Here is a 16578-nt window from a genome sequence, read left to right on the forward strand (position 1 = left end):
AGGCGACCTCGCCGCACTGCTCACCGGCGGCGACACCTGGACAGTCACCGGCTGAGCCGCCGGCCCATCGGCCGCACGAGGCCCGGGAGGAGATCTTCCGGCCAGGACGCTCGGCGCGCTGATCGCCGACCTGATGCCGGACGGAGGCCGCGCTGATCTTTCTCGGCAAGGACACTCTCGGCCTGCTGCCGCCCGGCAACGGCCTGGCCTTTCTGGGCGTCATCGGCTCCTCCGGCCTGCCCGCCCTGCACAGCGCCGTCCTGTTCCCGGCACGGTCCTGCTGTTCACCCGCGCCGGACGGTGGCAGTCCGCCGGCGGCCCCGCCCCCGAGCCGGCAGACCGGACCGGGGCCGTACCGCAGCCGCAGACAGCGACCTGAGCGGCATCGCGGCAACCGGCCGGCGGAGGAGCGCTTGAGGCGGTTTTGAAAGATGCTCCATCGCAGCCTCGAAGACTGTCCGTACCGAATGCGGATCCCTGGGAGTGCCCGGAATCCCCCCGGCGTCCCCCCACCCCGGGGACGCGGACGGAAGCGGAGGCTTGTGACATGACCGTCGAGCTTGTGGGCGCCGCCGAACACGCCCTGCCCGGCCGGGAGTTCGCCTCCCTGTACGCGCAGGCGCAGCGGTTCTACGCGCACCAGATGCGGCTCCTGGACGCGCCCGACACCGAGTGCTGGGCCGAGGTCTTCGCCGAGGACGCCCTGCTGCAGCTGCCGTCCCGGCCCGAGCCGGTGCGGGCGCGCGCCGGGCTGGAGGGCTATGTGCGGGCCGGCGCGGCACGGCAGCGGCGGGCCGGCAGCCGCCTCGACCACTGGGTCGGCATGCTCGACGTACGGCCGCAGGCGGACGGGTCGCTGCACACCCGCTGCTCGGCGCTGGTGTACGTCACGCCGGGCCGGGGCGGCCCCAAGGTGCTGTACGTGTGCGTCATGGAGGACGTCCTGGTCCGCCGCGGAGGCGAGTGGCGCATCGCGCACCGCCGGGTGACCCGCGACGACCTGGCCTGATCCGGAGCGGCGGACACCGCTCCAGGCGAGCTCGAAGTTCCGTACACGGTACGGGACTTGGGGCCGAACCCCGCCTAGGGTCGTACACGCACATCCCCTCCCTGTCCGCGCCCGCCCGCCGTCTTCGACGAGGGCGGGCGCGTCGACGTACGAGGGAGAGTCCACGAGGACTCGAGAGCCGTTCGAGGTGCGCTGATGGCGGCGGCCGTCGCGGGCGGGACGCCGCTATCGTCGTCATCGTCCTGGTCCGGGCCCCGGGTCGTCGGGCCGGACGCCGGAGTGTCTCGTCGATGGAGTGCCCATGCAGAAGGCGGAAGAGCCGGAACTGCGCCTGTTCGTGTTCCACCACTCCGGCGGTTCGCATCTGGCGTACCGCGACTGGCCGTCCTGCTTCCCGGCCCACTGGGACGTGCGGGTCCCCGACGCACCGGGCCGCGGCCCGCGCGACCGGCGCCCCGCGCTGAACGACGCGGGCGCCCTGCTCGACCACTTCCTGCGCGAGCTGGACACCGGGCTGACGGGCCACTACGCGTTCTTCGGGCACAGCATGGGCGGACTCGTCGCCTATGAACTGACCCGCCGCCTCCTGGACCTGGGCCGCACACCGCCGCTCTGGCTCGGCGTGTCCGCGCGCGGCACGCTGCACCCCGACGGGGACCCCGTGCGCCGGCACCTGCTGACCGACGCGGAACTGCGGCACGAGCTGGCGACGATGGGCGGCACACCGTCCGAGGTCATGGACCACGACGAGCTGTGGGAGCTGTTCGAGCCGACCATCCGCGCCGACCTGCGGATGAGCGAGACCTGGCGCACCGAACCCCTCACCGCGCCGCTGCCGGTGCCCCTGTCGGTGTTCGGCGGCACCCGGGACCAGGTGGCGCCGCCGCACCGCCTGGACGGCTGGGCCGATGTCACCGAGCGCTTCCTGGGCCGGCATCTGTTCGACGGCGGCCACTTCTACTTCCAGGACCACCTCCCCGAGGTCGCCCGGCGGATCCAGGACGACGTGCGCCGCGCCCTGCCGGCCGCCCGCCCGCCGTCCGCGGTGGCGCGATGACCGTCCTCGCCCCCGCCGCACCGGCCCCGGTGCGCACCCAGGTGACCGAGGTGACCGAGTTCCGGCTGCTCGGGCCGGTCGTCGTGTACGACCGGGGGACCGGGACGGGCATCGCGCCCTCCGGCCCCAAGCAGCGGATCCTGCTCGCCGCCCTGGTCGTCCACGCGGGCGAACAGCTGTCCGTGGACCGCCTGGTGGAGGAGCTGTGGGGCGACCGGCCCCCCGCCAACGCGCCGAGCGCTCTGCACAGCCACGTCGCCCGGCTGCGCCGGCTGCTGCCGGCCCCGGGCCACGAGTGGATCAGCACCCTGCCCACCGGATACCTGCTGAACCTGGGGAGGGCCTCGACCGACGTGGCGCACTTCACCCGGCTGTCCGGCCAGGGCCGGGCGGCCGCCCCCCAGGACCCCCGGTACGCGGTCCGGCTCCTCGGCCAGGCACTGGCGCTGTGGCAGGGCACGGCCCTGCAGGACAGCTGTCACGGCCCCCTGTGCACGGCCGAGGCGGACCGCCTCGGCGAGCAGCGCCTCACCACCCTGCAGGCCCTGTACGAGGCGAGCCTGAACTGCGGCAGGCACGCCGAGATCATCTGCGACCTGGAACGGCTCACCGCCGCCCATCCGCTGTGCGAGCGCCTCTACGACCTGCTGATGGTCGCCCTGTACCGGTGCGGCCGGCAGTCGGAGGCCCTCGGCGTCTACGAGCGCGCGCGCCGCCGTCTGGTCTCCACGCTCGGTGTGGAACCCGGCCCGGCGCTGCGGTGCCGCCTGGAGGCGGTCCTCAACCACTGCCCCACGCTGACGGCACCGCGTCCGCGCGACGCGGACCTGGCGGCGGAGGCGGCGAGCCTCCAGACCCGGATCGACCGCCTGGTCCAGGACCAGGCGGACCTGCTGCGCAGAGTCCGGGAACAGGGCGCGGGCCGCTGACGCCGCGGCCACCGCCGCCCGGTGCTCCGGGGCGGCGGCGGTCCTGCCGGGAACTCAGAGCAGGCCGGTGAACGCGGCGAAGACGTCGTCGAGTTCGTTCGTGTGCACGGTGAGCGACTCGGGTGCGAGCGCTGCCGCGTCGAGGACCGCGAGCACGGCCCGCAGCGTCGCGACGCCCGCGTCCGCGGGGACCTGGAGGGTGAGGGCCCCGGGGTCGCTCCACGCTCCGTCGAAGGCGGCGGCGGCCCGGTCGAGCGCGCCCGCGTCGGCGAACCGCAGGCGGACGACGGCGGCGGGCGGGTCGTCGCGGGGCCCGGGGACCGCGACCGGCCGGTCCGGACCGGGTGCCCGGTACGTCGGCAGGAGGCTCAGGGTGGAACGGGCCGGGGGCACCGCGCACCCGGGCCCCTCGAAGGAGAGCCCGCCACCGGTCCCGTACCCGTCCGGGGCGTCGTCGTGCCACGGGTCCGCCTCGGTCAGGGCGTCCAGCAGGACGGACCTGGCTTGTGGTGACAGGCAGGCGGCGAGTCGGCGCGCGCACTCCCGGGCCTCGTCCCCGTCCGTCCCGGCCGCGGTGACCAACTCCTGGACGAGGACCGCCGGTCGCGGGGCGCGCCCGGAGCCCGGCGGCTGCCCGAGGGCCCGCGGTTGCTGTCGCTGTCGCCACTGCTCGTTCACGGCAGGACCTCCTCCTCGTCCGGGTCCGGCACGATCACCGTCCCGGTCCCGTCGTCGGTGAACATCTCCAGGAGGACCGAGTGCGGGATCCGCCCGTCGATCACCCGGGCCGCGCCCACCCCGCCCCGTACGGCCTCCAGGCAGCCGGTCATCTTGGGCACCATGCCGTCGCTCAGCTCCGGCAGCAGCTTCTCCAGCTCGTCGGCCGTCAGCCGCGGGATGACCTCGGCACTGTGCGGCCAGCCCGCGCACAGCCCCGCGACGTCCGTCAGCATGACGAGCGTCTCGGCCCGCAGCGCGGTCGCGAGCGCCGCCGCCGCGGTGTCGGCGTTGACGTTGTGGACCAGGCCGTCCTCGGCGCTGCGGGCGAGCGGCGAGACCACCGGGATCCGGCCGCTCGCCAGCAGGCCGTCCAGGGTGGCGGTGTCCACACCGGTGATGACGCCGACCCGGCCGACGTCGACCGGTTCCCCGTCGATCCACGGCGTGTGCCGTACCGCGGTGAGGGTGTTCGCGTCCTCGCCGGTCATGCCGACGGCGAGCGGGCCGTGACGGTTGATCAGCCCGACCAGCTCGCGCTGCACCTGGCCGGCGAGGACCATGCGCACCACGCCCATCGCGGCCGGCGAGGTGACCCGCAGACCCGCCTTGAACTCGCGTTTCATGCCGCGCCGTTCGAGCTCGGCGTCGATCTGGGGGCCGCCTCCGTGCACCACCACGGGCCGCAGCCCGGCGTAGCGCAGGAAGACGATGTCGCGGGCGAAGGCCGCTGTGAGGTCCTCGTCGACCATGGCGTGTCCGCCCAGTTTGACGACGACCGTCCGGCCCTGGTGACGGGCCAGCCACGGCACGGCGTCGCCGAGGGCGCGGGCCTTGGCCCGGGCCTGGTGCACGCCGACGGTCATGAGACCCTCGCCCGTCGAACGAGGCCGCCGACCGGGAAGTTGGCGCTCATGGGTCACAACTCCTTCTGTGGGGGACCCCGGCCGCGGGCTGGACCCCACGACCGGTGGACATGTGCTGGAAAGCCGCACGAAAGGACTTGGCTGTGATGCGGGTTCCTGGGACGGTGAACGCCGGCCGGCCCGAGAGGTGCGCGCCGCGGTCTCGCGCGCGGGTTCTCGAGTGTCCTGCCGCGGGGTCACGTCCTGTCAACGGGACAGCGGTTCGGCCCGCCCCTTCAGGCGGCCGAGCGTGCGGCCGGCACGGGGCGGGTGCGGCTCAGCTCCCGCTCGGTGCGCCGCAGCACGATCGAATCGGCGATCTCGCCGCTGCGGACCGCGATGTTGGACAGCAGGGCCGAGGACAGGCCGTGGGTGTGCTCGGTGCCGCCCTGGAGGTAGACCCCGCTGGTCAGCCCCGACCCGCTGACGAGGCGGTAGTCGCGTTCCACCTGGTGCCTGCCCGCCGTGTCGCGCAGGAAGTGCCGGTCGAAGTCGCCGAGCAGACGGGCCGGGTCCAGGCCGTCGTAGCCGGTGGCGAACACCAGCGCGTCGACGGCGAGTTCCTCCGTCCGGTCGTCGAGCAGCGAGCGCAGGGTCACCCGCGTCTCGTCCCCGGCGCGCTTGACGTCGGTGACCCGGGTGAGGTTGCGGAAGTGCAGCCGCGTGCTGTCGCGCACCCGCTCGTCGTAGGAACGCCGGTACAGGTCCCGGATGACGTCGGAGTCGACCACCGAGTAGTTGGTGTTGCGGTGGTAGCGCCAGAAGGCGTCCCGTGCCCGGTCGGTGCCGAAGTAGTGGTCGTCGACCGCGGCGGGGTCGAACACCTGGTTGGCGAAGGGCGTGTCGTCGGCGATGGCATAGCCGTAGGACGGGACGACCGCGGAAACCTGGGCGTGCGGCAGCGAGTCGTGGAAGAACCGGGTGATCTCGGCCGCGCTCTGGCCGGCGCCGACCACCACCACGTTCTTGAGGTCCTGGGGGTCCTGCGCGTGGAACCTGCTGAGGAACTCCGAGCTGTGCCACACCCGTTCGTCGGACGTCACTCCCTCCGGCAGGCGCGGCACCAGGCCGGTCGAGATGACCACGTTGCGTGCGGTGACCGTCCGGGTGGCACCGTCGCTGCCGCGCACCTCGATCTCCAGGAGGTCGGACGCCGGCGCTCCTGCCCCGGCGACGGACCGGATCGAGGTGACCTCGGTGCCGTAGGTGACCCGGTCGCCCAGATCGGCGGCGGCCCACTCCAGGTACTGGTGGAACTCCTGGCGGGTGGGGAAGAAGTCCTGGTTGTTCACGAACTGCACCAGCCGGCCGGAGGCGTGCAGATACGAGACGAAGCTGTACCGGGACAGCGGATTCCTGTACGTCGCCAGGTCCTTGAGGAACGAGATCTGCATGGTCGTCGACGGCAGCAGCATGTTCCGGTGCCAGCCGAAGGCGGGCTGCCGCTCGAAGAAGTGGGCCCTGACCGGATGCTGGGGAGTGCTCGCCCCGTGTTCTTCCAGAGCGATTGCGAGCGACAGGTTGGACGGGCCGAACCCGATACCGACCACGTCGTAGACCTCTTCGCTCCGCCTGCCCGTTGTCTCCATGTGAATGCTCCCGATGCGTCTGGAAATCAACCGGTGGCCCACAGCGCCTTCCGGCTTGGCAAAACCTTGCCATGATGTTGGCAACTCGATCCTGAGATCCGGTGTTGTGGCGCTGGAGTGATGGCGGAGTCCCTGGTGAGAGGGGTGACTTCGCTGCGCGGTGGCGAGGAGAGCATTGCCCGGCGCCGCCGTGTGCGCCGCGTGTCGTGCTCGGGGCGGGGCTCGCCGGCACCGTGCGGCTCCGGGCGTGGAAAAGCGGGATCAAGGTGTTTTTGGAGCATTTCTCGAAAAGGAATCGAAGACCGCTGGAATGCTTCTCCAGACCTTCTCCAGGCGCTCGGGACGTGGAAGCATTGTCCTGTCGGCGGGACGGTCGTACGGTCGGCCGGGATTCTCGAAACAGGCCGGTTTCCGAAAAGGAGAATGCGAATGTTCGTGCCCGGCTTTTATCGCGAGCCGAATAATTCCTGGATGGCGGAGCTGATCCGCGACAACCCATTGGCTCTCGCGGTGACGAACGGCAGCTGTGAGAACGGCCCCTTCGCCACGCACCTGCCGGTCATCCTCGACCCCGACGCCTCCGGCGACGCCGGCAGCGCCGGAAACGAGCTGACGGGGGCCACACTGCTCGGGCACATGAACCGGGCCAACCCGCACTGGGCGGCGCTGGAGTCGGGCAGCGTGCTGCTGCTGACGTTCACCGGCCCGCACTCCTACGTGTCACCCACGGTGTACGGGACGACTCCGGCCGCCCCGACGTGGAACTTCACCGCGGTGCATGTCAGGGGAGTGGTGGAGAAGATCGACTCGGCCGAGGAGACGCTCGGCGTGGTGCAGTCCACCGTGCGCGCCTTCGAGAAGACGTTCGGCGACGGCTGGGACATGACCGAGTCGCTCGGCTACTTCCGCCGGATCCTGCCCGCCGTCGGAGCCTTCCGGTTCACGGTCACGGGGGCCGAGGGCATGTTCAAGCTCAGCCAGGAGCAGCCGGGCGAGGTGCGCGAGCGGGTGCAGGCGTCGTTCGGGCAGAGCGGCTGCACGTACCGGCGCGAGGTCGCCGGGCTGATGAACCGGCTGCCGTGAGACGCCGGTGGCGTCCGCGCCGGGGACTTCAGGCGCTGATGGCCACCGGCCGGGTCCGCTGCTCGGCGAGCCCCAACCTGCCCTGCACGCCCTTGAGTTCGGCGACCCCGGGGTGCTCCGCCGGTGTGCCGGGCTCCTCCAGAGCGGTCGCCGCCGCGCTGTCCAGCGTGGTCATCACCCACTGCTCGAAGTCGACGCCCAGCTGCTGCGCGGCCTGGTGCCACCACTCCAGCCGGCTGCCGGGAACCTCCAGGCGCCGGCTCGGCTCGGCGGGAGCGGCCGGCTGCGGCTCGCCCTGGCGCGCGGCGCGCAGGGCGCCGCGCAGCTGCTTGGTGGACCACTCCCGCTGCTCGGCGCGGTCGAGCCAGACCTCCTGGTCCGCGACCGGCATGGAGGCCAGTTCGGCGTGGTGCTGGAAGCTCAGGGCGGGGCGGCGCCGGGTGAGGTCGAAACGCCGCGAGACCCACGCGTAGTTGCGCAGGGTCTGGTACGACAGGCCGGCGGCGCGGATCCCGCGCTGGTAGCGGTCGGTGTAGTGGTCCTTGCCGTACACCAGCCAGTCGCCCAGCCACCAGGAGGACGAGTCCAGGACGTCGGCGAGCTGCCGGCCGGCCCGCTCCCACTCGTCGTAGGCCATCTTGGCGGGCATCTGCAGGCCCACCCTGGTCGTCAGCACCGGGACCCGGCGCGGCGCGGACGCCGTGGCGCGTGCCGGCCGCGGCGTCACCTGCGGGACGGTGGCCGCCGTGCCGCCGTGCGACTGCGCGGTCTGACCGGCGTGATGCGCCATCATGCCTCCTGAGAACGGTGCATATAACCGTCGACAAGCCTCGCGGAACGGCCTGGGGCGGCACCGGAGCGGTACTCGAACGGTTGCGCGTAGAAATTCTCCGTGGCACGACACCCGTCCTTCCCGCCGGGACATGCGGCGCCCGCGGATCGGCCGTGCGTCGGAAAGGGAACCGGCGGACGGGTGTCAGTTCGCGTCCTGGCCGAACTTCGAGGTCGACCAGACATGGCCGAGCACCGCGAGGCCCAGGCACCACACCAGGGCGATCCACCAGCTGTCGCCGATCTCCGTGCCGAGGAGGAGGCCGCGCAGGGTCTCGACGGCGGGGGTGAACGGCTGGTAGTGGGCGATCGGCCGGAACCAGCCGGGCATGGAGCGCAGCGGGACGAAGGCGCTGGACAGCAGCGGCAGCAGGATCAGCGGCAGGGCGTTGTTGCTGGCCGCCTCCGCGGTCGGGCTGACCAGGCCCGTGCCGACCGCGATCCAGGTGAGCGCCAGGGCGAACAGGACGATCAGCCCGAACGCCGCGAGCCAGTCGAGGACGCCGGCACCGCTGGAGCGGAAGCCGATGGCCACGCCGACGGCGGCGACGAGGACCACGCTCAGCACCGACCGCAGAACGCTGCCGACGACATGTCCGACGAGGACCGAGCCCCGGTGGATGGCCATGGTGCGGAAGCGGGCGATGATGCCCTCGCTCATGTCGGTGGAGACGGACACCGCGGTGCCGATCACCGTGGAGCCGATCGTCATCAGCAGGATGCCGGGCACGAGGTAGGCGAGGTAGGCCGAGCGGCCCGCGCCGCCGCTCATCGCGCCGCCGAAGATGTAGACGAACAGCAACAGCAGCATGACCGGGGTGAGCAGCAGGTTCAGGGTGAGGGAGGGGTGGCGCCGGGCGTGCAGCAGGTTGCGGCGCAGCATCGTGGAGGAGTCGCGCACGGCGAGGGAGAACCGGGTCGGGCGGGTGGGAGCCGGGGAGGAGCTCATCGCAGGGTCTCCTCGGGCTGGTCGGGCCGGACCGGCAGCCCGCCGTTGTCGGTGAGGGCGAAGAACACGTCGTCGAGGTCGGCGGTGTGCACGGTCAGCTCGTCCGCCTCGATGCCGGCCGCGTTGAGCCAGTCGAGGATGGAGTGCAGCTCCTGCTGGGTGCCGTCGCTGACGATCTGCAGCGCCAGCGCCTCGTCGTCCCGGGTGGCCCCGCGCAGCGTGGAGGCGGCGAAGCGGTACGTGGCGGGGTCGGTGAAGCGCAGCCGCACGTGCCCGCCCGGGACGAGCCGCTTCAGCTCCGCGGCGGTGCCCTCGGCGGCGATCCGGCCGTTGTCCAGCACGGCGATGCGGTCGGCGATGCGGTCGGCCTCCTCCAGGTACTGGGTGGTGAGCAGGACGGTGGCGCCGTCGGAGACGAGCTCGCGGACGATGCCCCACATGGTGTGGCGGGAGCGCGGGTCGAGGCCGGTGGTCGGCTCGTCCAGGAAGATGATCCGCGGGCTGCCGACCAGGGTCATGGCGAGGTCGAGGCGGCGCTTCATGCCGCCGGAGTAGGTGGAGGCGGGCTTCCTCGCGGCCTCGGCCAGGTCGAACCGCTCCAGGAGGGCGGCGGCGACCCGCCGCCCCTCGGCCCTGGGCAGATGGTGCAGGTCCGCCATGAGGAGCATGTTCTCCTCGCCGGTGATCAGGCTGTCGACGGCGGAGAACTGCCCGGTGACGCCGATCGCGGCGCGTACGGCCTGGGGGTCGGCGGCGAGGTCGTGGCCGCCGACGCGCAGGTCGCCGGCGTCGGCGCGGACGAGGGTGGAGAGGATGTTGACGGCGGTGGTCTTCCCGGCGCCGTTCGGGCCGAGCAGGGAGAAGACCGTCCCGTACGGGACGGCCAGGTCGATGCCGTCGAGCACGACCTTGTCTCCGTAGGACTTGCGCAGCCCGTTCGCCGCGATGGCCAAAGTGCTCATGAGGGTGTTCCTCCGGGGCTGCGGGCGGTCAGAGGCTGCGGGCGGTGATGTCGCCGTAGGTGGTGCTGGCGTGCAGGCTCAGGTCCGAAGTGCCGGTGTTCCGCAGGGAGTTGTGGATGTGGCCGTAACCGGTCTCTGCGTCCAGGGAGGCGGAGACGCCGCGCGCGGCGGCGACCGTGATGTCGCCGTGCCGGCTGCTCAGGCTGACCGTGCCGCGCACGGCCTCGCCGATCTGGATGCCGCCCTTCTGGACACTGATCTCGGCGGGGCCGTTGAGGCGGCCGACCGAGACCTCGCCCTCGTGGACGCTGAGGCGGGCGCTCGCGGCCTCGTCGAGCTTGACCGAGCGGTAGCCGCCCGAGAAGGCGACGTCGCCGAGGCGTCCGACGCCGCGGAACTCGGCGCCGGCGGCCTTCGCCTCGACCCGGGAGCCGGCGGGCAGCATGACGGAGACCTCGACGGACCCGGAGTGACCGAGGAACCGGTGGGCCGCCTCCGTGCCCGCGATCCGCAGGACGCCGTCCTCGAAGGCGGCCCTGATCCCCTCGACCGCCTTCACGTCGCGGCTCCTGGCCGGGTTGGCGGGCCGGATCTCGACCACGGTGTCGGCCCGGTCGGCGGCGATGAACTGGATGCGTCCGGCGGGGATGTCGACCTCGGCGGAGATGGGGGCGGGGGTGTCGAACTTCTGCGTCGCGTACTCGGTCTTCAGCATCGGGTGCTCCTTGGGCTTGTTGTTTCCGATGTAGAAAACGCTACGTTGCATTCAATGATCTGGCAACAAGGCTGTTGCGCACTGTATGCGTTGTCGCAGTTCAAAGCTGTTAAATTGTTGCAATGGATATGAATTTAATGCAACAGTGGCAACCTGGTCAGTTGCAATGGGCTGTGGGTGAACGCTCCGTGGTGACATCGGTTCCGGCATGGACCTCGGACAGCGCCGCCCCGAACCCGTCGAGGAAGGTGTCCACCTCGCGGTCCGACACGATCAGCGGCGGGGCGAGCCGGATCACGTCCGGCACCGCCGCGTTCACCAGCAGACCCCTGTCCTGGGCGGCCTGCTGCACGCGTGCCGCGAGGTTCCCGCGGAGCACGACGCCCACCAGCAGGCCGGCACCGCGGACCTCGCGCACCAGCGGATGGGCCAGGTCCTCCAGACCGCGCCGCAGCCGCGTCCCGGCCCGGACCACCCGGTCGAGGAGACCCTCCCGCTCGATGGTGTCCAGTACGGCCAGGGCGGCCGCGCACACCACGGGGTTGCCGCTGAAGGTGGAGCCGTGCGTGCCGGGTGTGAGCAGGTGCGCGGCGGCGCCGAAGGCGAGCGTCGCGCCGATGGGCAGACCGCCGCCGAGGCCCTTGGCGAGGGTGACGACGTCCGCCTCGACCCCGTCGGCCTGGGCCGCGAACCAGTGGCCGGTGCGCCCGATGCCGGTCTGGACCTCGTCCAGGACGAGGAGGGTTCCGCTCGCCGCGGTGATCTCGCGGGCCGCCCGCAGATAGCCGGGCGGCGGCACGACCACGCCGTTCTCCCCCTGCACGGGCTCCAGGACCAGCAGCGCGGTGTCCTCGGTGACGGCGGCGCGCAGGGCCGCCACGTCCCCGTAGGGCACATGGGCGACCTCACCCGGCAGCGGCAGGAACGGGCGCTGTTTGGCGCCCTGGCCGGTGAGGGCCAGGGCCCCCATGGTGCGGCCGTGGAAGCCGCCGACGGCCGACACCATGTGCGTACGGCCGGTGAGCCTGCCGATCTTGAAGGCCGCCTCGTTGGCCTCGGCGCCGGAGTTGCAGAAGTAGACCCGGCCCTCCCGCCCGGCGAGGTGCAGCAGGCGTTCGGCGAGGCGCACGGTCGGCTCGGCGACGAACAGGTTGGAGACGTGCCCGAGGGAGGCGACCTGCGCGCAGACGGCCCCTACGACCGCGGGATGCGCGTGGCCGAGCGCGTTGACCGCGATGCCGGCGAAGAAGTCCAGGTACGCGTTGCCCTCGGCGTCCCGGACCCGGCAGCCCCGGCCCTCGGCCAGCGGCAGCCGGGGAGTGCCGAAGTTGTCCATCATGACGCTCTGCCAGCGGCCGGTCAGCGCCGCGTTGGCCGCCCCGGCGCCCGCCGCGTCCTCCCGTGTGCCGTTGCCCGCGGCCGGGCCGCCGCCGTCCGGCACGACCGCCGCGCCGGTCCGTCCGAAAGGGCTCATGAGGCGTACTCGCTGTTCTCGTGGACGTAGGCGGCGGTGAGGTCGTTGCTCCAGACGACGGCGGAGTCGGTGCCGGCGGCGAGGCCCACGGTGATGTCGACGCCGCGGCCGGTCATGTCCACCAGCGCGCGGTCCTCGCCGACGGAGCCGCCCCGGCAGACCGGCACGCCGTTGATGGCGACGTCGAGCCGGTCGGGTTCGAAGGCGGCCCGGGTGGTGCCGATCGCGGACAGCACCCGTCCCCAGTTGGGGTCCTCGCCGTGGATCGCGCACTTCAGGAGGTTGCTGCGGGCGATGGCGCGGCCCACCTCGACGGCGTCGTCCTCGCTCGCGGCGCCCGTGACCTCGATGCGGATCTCCTTGCTCGCGCCCTCCGCGTCCCCGATCAGCTGCCGGGCCAGATCGGCGCAGACCGTGCGGACGGCCTCCGCGAACTCGCCGTATGCGGGGGCGATGCGGGCGGCGCCGGAGGCGAGCAGCAGCACGGTGTCGTTGGTCGACATGCAGCCGTCGGAGTCGACCCGGTCGAAGGTGACCCGGACGGCGTCCCGCAGCGCCCGCGCCAGCGCGCCGCTGCCGAGGTCGGCGTCCGTGGTGAGCACGGCCAGCATGGTGGCGAGCCCGGGGGCGAGCATGCCCGCGCCCTTGGCCATGCCGCCGACACTCCACCCGCCCCGGGCCACGGCGGCCGTCTTGGGCACGGTGTCGGTGGTCATGACCGCACGCGCCGCGTCCGCGCCGCCGGCCGCGGACAGCCGGGTGACGGCGCTCCCGACGCCGGGCAGGAGCCGGTCCATCGGCAGCGGCACCCCGATGAGCCCGGTGGAACAGACCGCCACGTCGCCGGGGTCGAGGCCGAGCAGCTCGGCGGCCCGCTCGGCGGTGGCCCGCGTGTCCTTCAGTCCCTGCGCTCCGGTACAGGCGTTGGCGCCGCCGGAGTTGAGCACGACCGCGCGGATCCCGCCGTCGGCCAGGACCTGCCGGGACCACTGGACGGGGGCGGCCTGCACACGGTTGGAGGTGAAGACACCCGCCGCGGCACAGCGCGGCCCGTTGTTGACGACCAGCGCCAGATCCTCGCTGCCGTTGTCCTTGATTCCCGCGGCGATGCCCGCCGCCGTGAAGCCTCGTGCTGCGGTGACGCTCACTGCACCTCCTCGTTCGGCCCGCCGCGCCGGCGGCCGATGTCCGTGCCGCCCCGGATCACGGCGCGACTCCGGTCGTGGAAAGCCCCAGCCCCTCGGCGAGACCCAGGGCGATGTTCATGCTCTGCACGGCGCCGCCCGCGGTGCCCTTGGTGAGGTTGTCGACGGCGCCGACCGCGATGACCCGGCCGACCGCCGGGTCCAGGGCCACCTGGACCTGGACGGCGTTCGACCCGTGCACGGCCGCGGTGCTGGGCCACTGCCCCTCGGGCAGCAGCCGCAGGAACGGCTCGCCGGCCAGTGCCTTCTCGTACGCGGCCCGTACGTCCCGGGCGCCGACGCCGGGCCGGGCCGCGGCGGAGCAGACGGCGAGGATGCCGCGCGGCATGGGGGCCAGGGTCGGGGTGAAGGAGACGGCGACCCGGTGACCCGCCACGGCGCTGAGGTTCTGCACCATCTCCGGAGTGTGCCGGTGGCCGCCGCCCACGCCGTAGGGCCGCATGGACCCCATGACCTCGCTGCCGAGCAGGTCCGCCCGGGGCGTCCTGCCGGCGCCGGACGTGCCGGACGCCGCGACGACCACCGCCTCCGGCTCGGCCAGGTCCGCCGCGTAGGCGGGGAAGAGCGCCAGGGACACGGCGGTCGGGTAGCAGCCCGGCACCGCGATGCGCCGGGCGCCCGCCAACTTCGCGCGGGCGCCCGGCAGTTCGGGCAGTCCGTAGGGCCAGGTCCCGGCGTGCGGCGAGCCGTAGAACGTCTCCCAGTCGGCCGGGTCCGCGAGACGGAAGTCCGCCCCGCAGTCGACGACGAGCGTGTCGTCGCCCAACTGCCCGGCCACGGCGGCGGACCGGCCGTGCGGCAGGGCGAGGAAGACGACGTCGTGCCCCCGAAGGGCGCCGGCGGTGGTGGGCCCCACCTCCCGCCCGGCCAGCGCCGCCAGGTGCGGCTGGAGCGTGCCCAGCCGCTGTCCCGCGCTGGAGTGCCCGGTCAGGGCACCGATCTCCACTTCGGGGTGGGCCAGGAGCAGGCGCAGGAGTTCGCCCCCCGCGTAGCCGCTCGCTCCGGCCACGGCTGCTCGCACTGTCATCGGCTCTCCTGGTGGGACGCGGTAGGGGTCCGTTGCGGCGTCAGCCGGACGTCTCGTCGCAGAACTCGGCGCTCAGGATGGGGAGGATCCCCGACGCGTCCCAGTCGCCGTTGTAGTTGAAGGTGAGCTCGTGGCGGCCGTCCTCGGTGAAGGCGGCCAGCGTCAGCGACCCCACCACGCCGCCGTCGTGGTACCAGATGTCGCCGCAGCTCATCGTGAGGCGCTCGATGCCGAGCCCGTAGGACGAGATCGGCAGGTCGGGGTTGACGACGGTCGTCTTCATCTCCCTCAGCTGCTGCGCCGGCAGCAGCCTTCCGCCCAGCAGGGCCCGGTAGAACAGGTTCAGGTCGTGGGCGCTGGAGATGATGTCGCCGTCGCCCCAGTTCTGCGACCCGTTCAGCTCGGTGACGTCGTCGATCCGGTCCGGCTGGGAGTCGTAGAAGAGCTTGGAGTAGCCGCGGCTGCTCGGCCGGGGCAGGTCGCTGCTCGTGCCGGGGTTGGACGTCGCCCGCAGCCCCAGGGGCTCGATGATGCGCCGGCGCACCTCGTCCTCGTACGGCCTGCCGCTGACCTTCTGGACGATCAGTGCCGCCAGGACGTCGTTGGTGTGGGAGAACGAGTGCCGGGCACCGGGCTGGAACAGCGGCGCGTGGGAGAAGGCCACCTGCAGCCGCTGCTGGGGCGTCAGGGTGTCGTAGCGGTGCTGAAGGAAGCTGTCGCCCATGGTGTACGTCCGGTAGTACGGCTCGTCGGCGAGGTAGTCGAACAGGCCGCTGGTGTGGTTGAGGAGCTGGCGGACGGTGATCGTGGCGCCGTCGTTGCCGTTGCCGCTCACCACACCGGGCAGGTAGCGCTCGACCGGGTCGTCGAGGCCGATCTTCTTCTCCGCCTCCATCTGGAGCAGGACCGTCGCGACGAAGGTGTCGGTGACGCTGCCGGTGCGGAACCGGTCGTTCCTGCCGCGCGGCGCGCCCGTCTCCCGGTTGCCGACGCCCGCCGCCGTCTTCCAGACCCCGGCGGCGTCCCGCACCTCGGCGGTGACGCCGGGAACACCGGCCGCCACGGCCGCCTCGATCGCCCGCTGCGTGCTCCCGTGGCCGGCCGCCCCCACGGCCGTGCCGCCCGCTGCCCGGGCGGGGCCCGTGAGGACGGCGGCCGTGAGGGCCACCGCCGCCAGACCGACCACGCCGGCTCTTGGCCTGTTCCGCATCGTCATCCCCGTTTCCCCGTTTCCTCGTCTCCTGCGCACACTGGCCGGATCCGTACCGGTGCGGTTCGTGGCGGCACCGTAGGACGGCCCGCTCGCGGGCAACTCGTGCGGCGACACCGTGGCCGGGAAGGCGCAGGTGCGGTGACGTCCGTTCGTCCGCCGCGGTGTCGCGCGGGCGGCCGGAACCGATCGTTCTGCCGGGACGGGGAGGACCCTCCGGGACACGCCGGGAGCGGCCCGGGTCATCGCGGGGGAGGGGCGGACGCCTGTGCCCGTGCCGCGTCCGGCGCCGTGGCCGCGTCCCGTGCGATCCGCCGCGGCAAGGGGAGCGGGATCGTCCCGGAAGGAAGGAGAAGTGACCGCCGTCGAAGACCCGCAGGCCCGGGAAGCGCTCGGCGTGCTCCGCCCGGCCGGCCGCCGCGGTGACGCGGAGCGGTCCCCGCCGCCGGGAACGGGACGCCGGCCGCCCGCCAGGAGCGGGCCGGCCCGGACGACCGGTTCGGACAGCGCCGGGCGTGCCGCCGAGCACCTTCGGACGCGCGCAGCCCGGCGCCGGGCAGCTCACGCCGCCCGCCGCACCGCCCGCCACCCGTGGCGCGGCGCGCGGGGACACCGGCCCGCACCGGCGCCGGCCGGCCCCGCCCGACGGCCCGCCGGGTGGTCCCGTACGCCACGAGGGCGCCCCTGCCGTGCCCGAACAGGACCCAGGAGCAGCCCGGTTCGGACGTCGCCGATCTGCGGCAGGCCGAGGAGAAGGCCGCGCCCCGGGGCGCCGGTCAGCCGGGCAGCCGCACCTCCCCGGTGTCCGGCAGGCCGGCCCGCGGGCGGCACAGCACATGCGAGCCGCCCGCGTGGCGCAGGACGAACAGGCACAGCGCGGGTCGTGTGCCGTCCACCGCTCCCCTCGGACCGGACC

The 16578-nt window shown here is 73.1% G+C and carries 15 protein-coding genes; 4 read left to right on the forward strand and 11 right to left on the reverse strand.

Annotated elements, in window-relative coordinates; translation table 11 throughout:
- The first annotated feature begins 547 nt into the window (after nucleotides 1-547).
- The 3 genes from OC490_RS34995 to OC490_RS35005 all read left to right on the forward strand — a co-directional run bounded on the left by OC490_RS34995 (nucleotide 548) and on the right by OC490_RS35005 (nucleotide 2995).
- Nucleotides 548-1009 carry a nuclear transport factor 2 family protein gene (locus OC490_RS34995; protein ID WP_262062053.1) on the forward strand — a complete coding sequence of 154 codons (462 nt, stop codon included), beginning with the start codon at nucleotides 548-550 and terminating at the stop codon, nucleotides 1007-1009.
- A gap of 301 nt (nucleotides 1010-1310) precedes the next feature.
- On the forward strand, nucleotides 1311-2066 hold the full coding sequence (locus OC490_RS35000; RefSeq protein WP_262062054.1) for a thioesterase II family protein: 756 nt from the start codon (nucleotides 1311-1313) through the stop codon (nucleotides 2064-2066).
- Nucleotides 2063-2995 (forward strand): AfsR/SARP family transcriptional regulator, encoded by a 933-nt coding sequence (locus OC490_RS35005; protein WP_262062055.1) that lies wholly within the window; start codon nucleotides 2063-2065, stop codon nucleotides 2993-2995. The genes OC490_RS35000 and OC490_RS35005 overlap by 4 nt, the downstream gene beginning before the upstream one ends.
- 54 nt (nucleotides 2996-3049) lie before the next feature.
- On the opposite strand, the gene OC490_RS35010 is transcribed toward OC490_RS35005, so the two are convergent.
- The 3 genes from OC490_RS35010 to OC490_RS35020 all read right to left on the reverse strand — a co-directional run bounded on the left by OC490_RS35010 (nucleotide 3050) and on the right by OC490_RS35020 (nucleotide 6206).
- Nucleotides 3050-3673: a hypothetical protein gene (locus OC490_RS35010; RefSeq protein WP_262062056.1), complete on the reverse strand. Its 624-nt coding sequence runs from the start codon at nucleotides 3671-3673 to the stop codon at nucleotides 3050-3052.
- Nucleotides 3670-4578 (reverse strand): acetylglutamate kinase, encoded by a 909-nt coding sequence (gene argB, locus OC490_RS35015; RefSeq protein ID WP_262062057.1) that lies wholly within the window; start codon nucleotides 4576-4578, stop codon nucleotides 3670-3672. Before argB ends, OC490_RS35010 begins: the two co-directional genes overlap by 4 nt.
- 275 nt (nucleotides 4579-4853) lie before the next feature.
- On the reverse strand, nucleotides 4854-6206 hold the full coding sequence (locus tag OC490_RS35020) for a lysine N(6)-hydroxylase/L-ornithine N(5)-oxygenase family protein (protein WP_262062058.1): 1353 nt from the start codon (nucleotides 6204-6206) through the stop codon (nucleotides 4854-4856).
- Nucleotides 6207-6635: 429 nt separating this feature from the next.
- Here OC490_RS35020 and OC490_RS35025 point away from each other — a divergent pair, with 429 nt between their 5' ends.
- On the forward strand, nucleotides 6636-7289 hold the full coding sequence (locus OC490_RS35025; RefSeq protein ID WP_262062059.1) for an FMN-binding negative transcriptional regulator: 654 nt from the start codon (nucleotides 6636-6638) through the stop codon (nucleotides 7287-7289).
- Between the two features lie 28 nt (nucleotides 7290-7317).
- On the opposite strand, the gene OC490_RS35030 is transcribed toward OC490_RS35025, so the two are convergent.
- The 8 genes from OC490_RS35030 to OC490_RS35065 all read right to left on the reverse strand — a co-directional run bounded on the left by OC490_RS35030 (nucleotide 7318) and on the right by OC490_RS35065 (nucleotide 15668).
- Nucleotides 7318-8082 (reverse strand): LmbU family transcriptional regulator, encoded by a 765-nt coding sequence (locus OC490_RS35030; RefSeq protein ID WP_262062060.1) that lies wholly within the window; start codon nucleotides 8080-8082, stop codon nucleotides 7318-7320.
- Between the two features lie 183 nt (nucleotides 8083-8265).
- Entirely contained in the window at nucleotides 8266-9069 is an 804-nt protein-coding gene (locus OC490_RS35035) for an ABC transporter permease (protein ID WP_262062061.1), read from the reverse strand.
- Entirely contained in the window at nucleotides 9066-10031 is a 966-nt protein-coding gene (locus OC490_RS35040; protein WP_262062062.1) for an ATP-binding cassette domain-containing protein, read from the reverse strand. Before OC490_RS35040 ends, OC490_RS35035 begins: the two co-directional genes overlap by 4 nt.
- Before the next feature lie 28 nt (nucleotides 10032-10059).
- The gene (locus OC490_RS35045; protein ID WP_262062063.1) at nucleotides 10060-10746 is read right to left on the reverse strand and encodes a DUF4097 domain-containing protein; all 687 of its coding nucleotides are present in this window, start codon (nucleotides 10744-10746) and stop codon (nucleotides 10060-10062) included.
- A gap of 157 nt (nucleotides 10747-10903) precedes the next feature.
- Nucleotides 10904-12220: an acetylornithine transaminase gene (locus OC490_RS35050; RefSeq protein WP_262062064.1), complete on the reverse strand. Its 1317-nt coding sequence runs from the start codon at nucleotides 12218-12220 to the stop codon at nucleotides 10904-10906.
- Nucleotides 12217-13368 carry a bifunctional glutamate N-acetyltransferase/amino-acid acetyltransferase ArgJ gene (argJ, locus tag OC490_RS35055; RefSeq protein ID WP_262062065.1) on the reverse strand — a complete coding sequence of 384 codons (1152 nt, stop codon included), beginning with the start codon at nucleotides 13366-13368 and terminating at the stop codon, nucleotides 12217-12219. Before argJ ends, OC490_RS35050 begins: the two co-directional genes overlap by 4 nt.
- A 55-nt stretch (nucleotides 13369-13423) precedes the next feature.
- Nucleotides 13424-14452 carry an N-acetyl-gamma-glutamyl-phosphate reductase gene (gene argC / locus OC490_RS35060; protein ID WP_262062066.1) on the reverse strand — a complete coding sequence of 343 codons (1029 nt, stop codon included), beginning with the start codon at nucleotides 14450-14452 and terminating at the stop codon, nucleotides 13424-13426.
- Nucleotides 14453-14492: 40 nt separating this feature from the next.
- On the reverse strand, nucleotides 14493-15668 hold the full coding sequence (locus OC490_RS35065) for a serine hydrolase domain-containing protein (protein WP_262062067.1): 1176 nt from the start codon (nucleotides 15666-15668) through the stop codon (nucleotides 14493-14495).
- Nucleotides 15669-16578 lie beyond the last annotated feature (910 nt).

Origin of the sequence: Streptomyces sp. STR69, assembly GCF_024519455.1 — a bacterium.
In the GTDB taxonomy this organism is placed as follows: Bacteria; Actinomycetota; Actinomycetes; order Streptomycetales; family Streptomycetaceae; genus Streptomyces.

Bases quoted from the DNA above. Each gene is read 5' to 3' on its own strand.
- OC490_RS35040 (WP_262062062.1), bottom strand. From the start codon at position 10,031: ATGAGCACTTTGGCCATCGCGGCGAACGGGCTGCGCAAGTCCTACGGA.
- OC490_RS35020 (WP_262062058.1), bottom strand. From the start codon at position 6,206: ATGGAGACAACGGGCAGGCGGAGCGAAGAGGTCTACGACGTGGTCGGT.
- OC490_RS35025 (WP_262062059.1), top strand. From the start codon at position 6,636: ATGTTCGTGCCCGGCTTTTATCGCGAGCCGAATAATTCCTGGATGGCG.
- OC490_RS35005 (WP_262062055.1), top strand. From the start codon at position 2,063: ATGACCGTCCTCGCCCCCGCCGCACCGGCCCCGGTGCGCACCCAGGTG.
- OC490_RS35030 (WP_262062060.1), bottom strand. From the start codon at position 8,082: ATGATGGCGCATCACGCCGGTCAGACCGCGCAGTCGCACGGCGGCACG.
- OC490_RS35035 (WP_262062061.1), bottom strand. From the start codon at position 9,069: ATGAGCTCCTCCCCGGCTCCCACCCGCCCGACCCGGTTCTCCCTCGCC.
- argC (WP_262062066.1), bottom strand. From the start codon at position 14,452: ATGACAGTGCGAGCAGCCGTGGCCGGAGCGAGCGGCTACGCGGGGGGC.
- OC490_RS35045 (WP_262062063.1), bottom strand. From the start codon at position 10,746: ATGCTGAAGACCGAGTACGCGACGCAGAAGTTCGACACCCCCGCCCCC.
- OC490_RS35050 (WP_262062064.1), bottom strand. From the start codon at position 12,220: ATGAGCCCTTTCGGACGGACCGGCGCGGCGGTCGTGCCGGACGGCGGC.
- OC490_RS34995 (WP_262062053.1), top strand. From the start codon at position 548: ATGACCGTCGAGCTTGTGGGCGCCGCCGAACACGCCCTGCCCGGCCGG.
- OC490_RS35065 (WP_262062067.1), bottom strand. From the start codon at position 15,668: ATGACGATGCGGAACAGGCCAAGAGCCGGCGTGGTCGGTCTGGCGGCG.
- argB (WP_262062057.1), bottom strand. From the start codon at position 4,578: ATGACCGTCGGCGTGCACCAGGCCCGGGCCAAGGCCCGCGCCCTCGGC.
- OC490_RS35000 (WP_262062054.1), top strand. From the start codon at position 1,311: ATGCAGAAGGCGGAAGAGCCGGAACTGCGCCTGTTCGTGTTCCACCAC.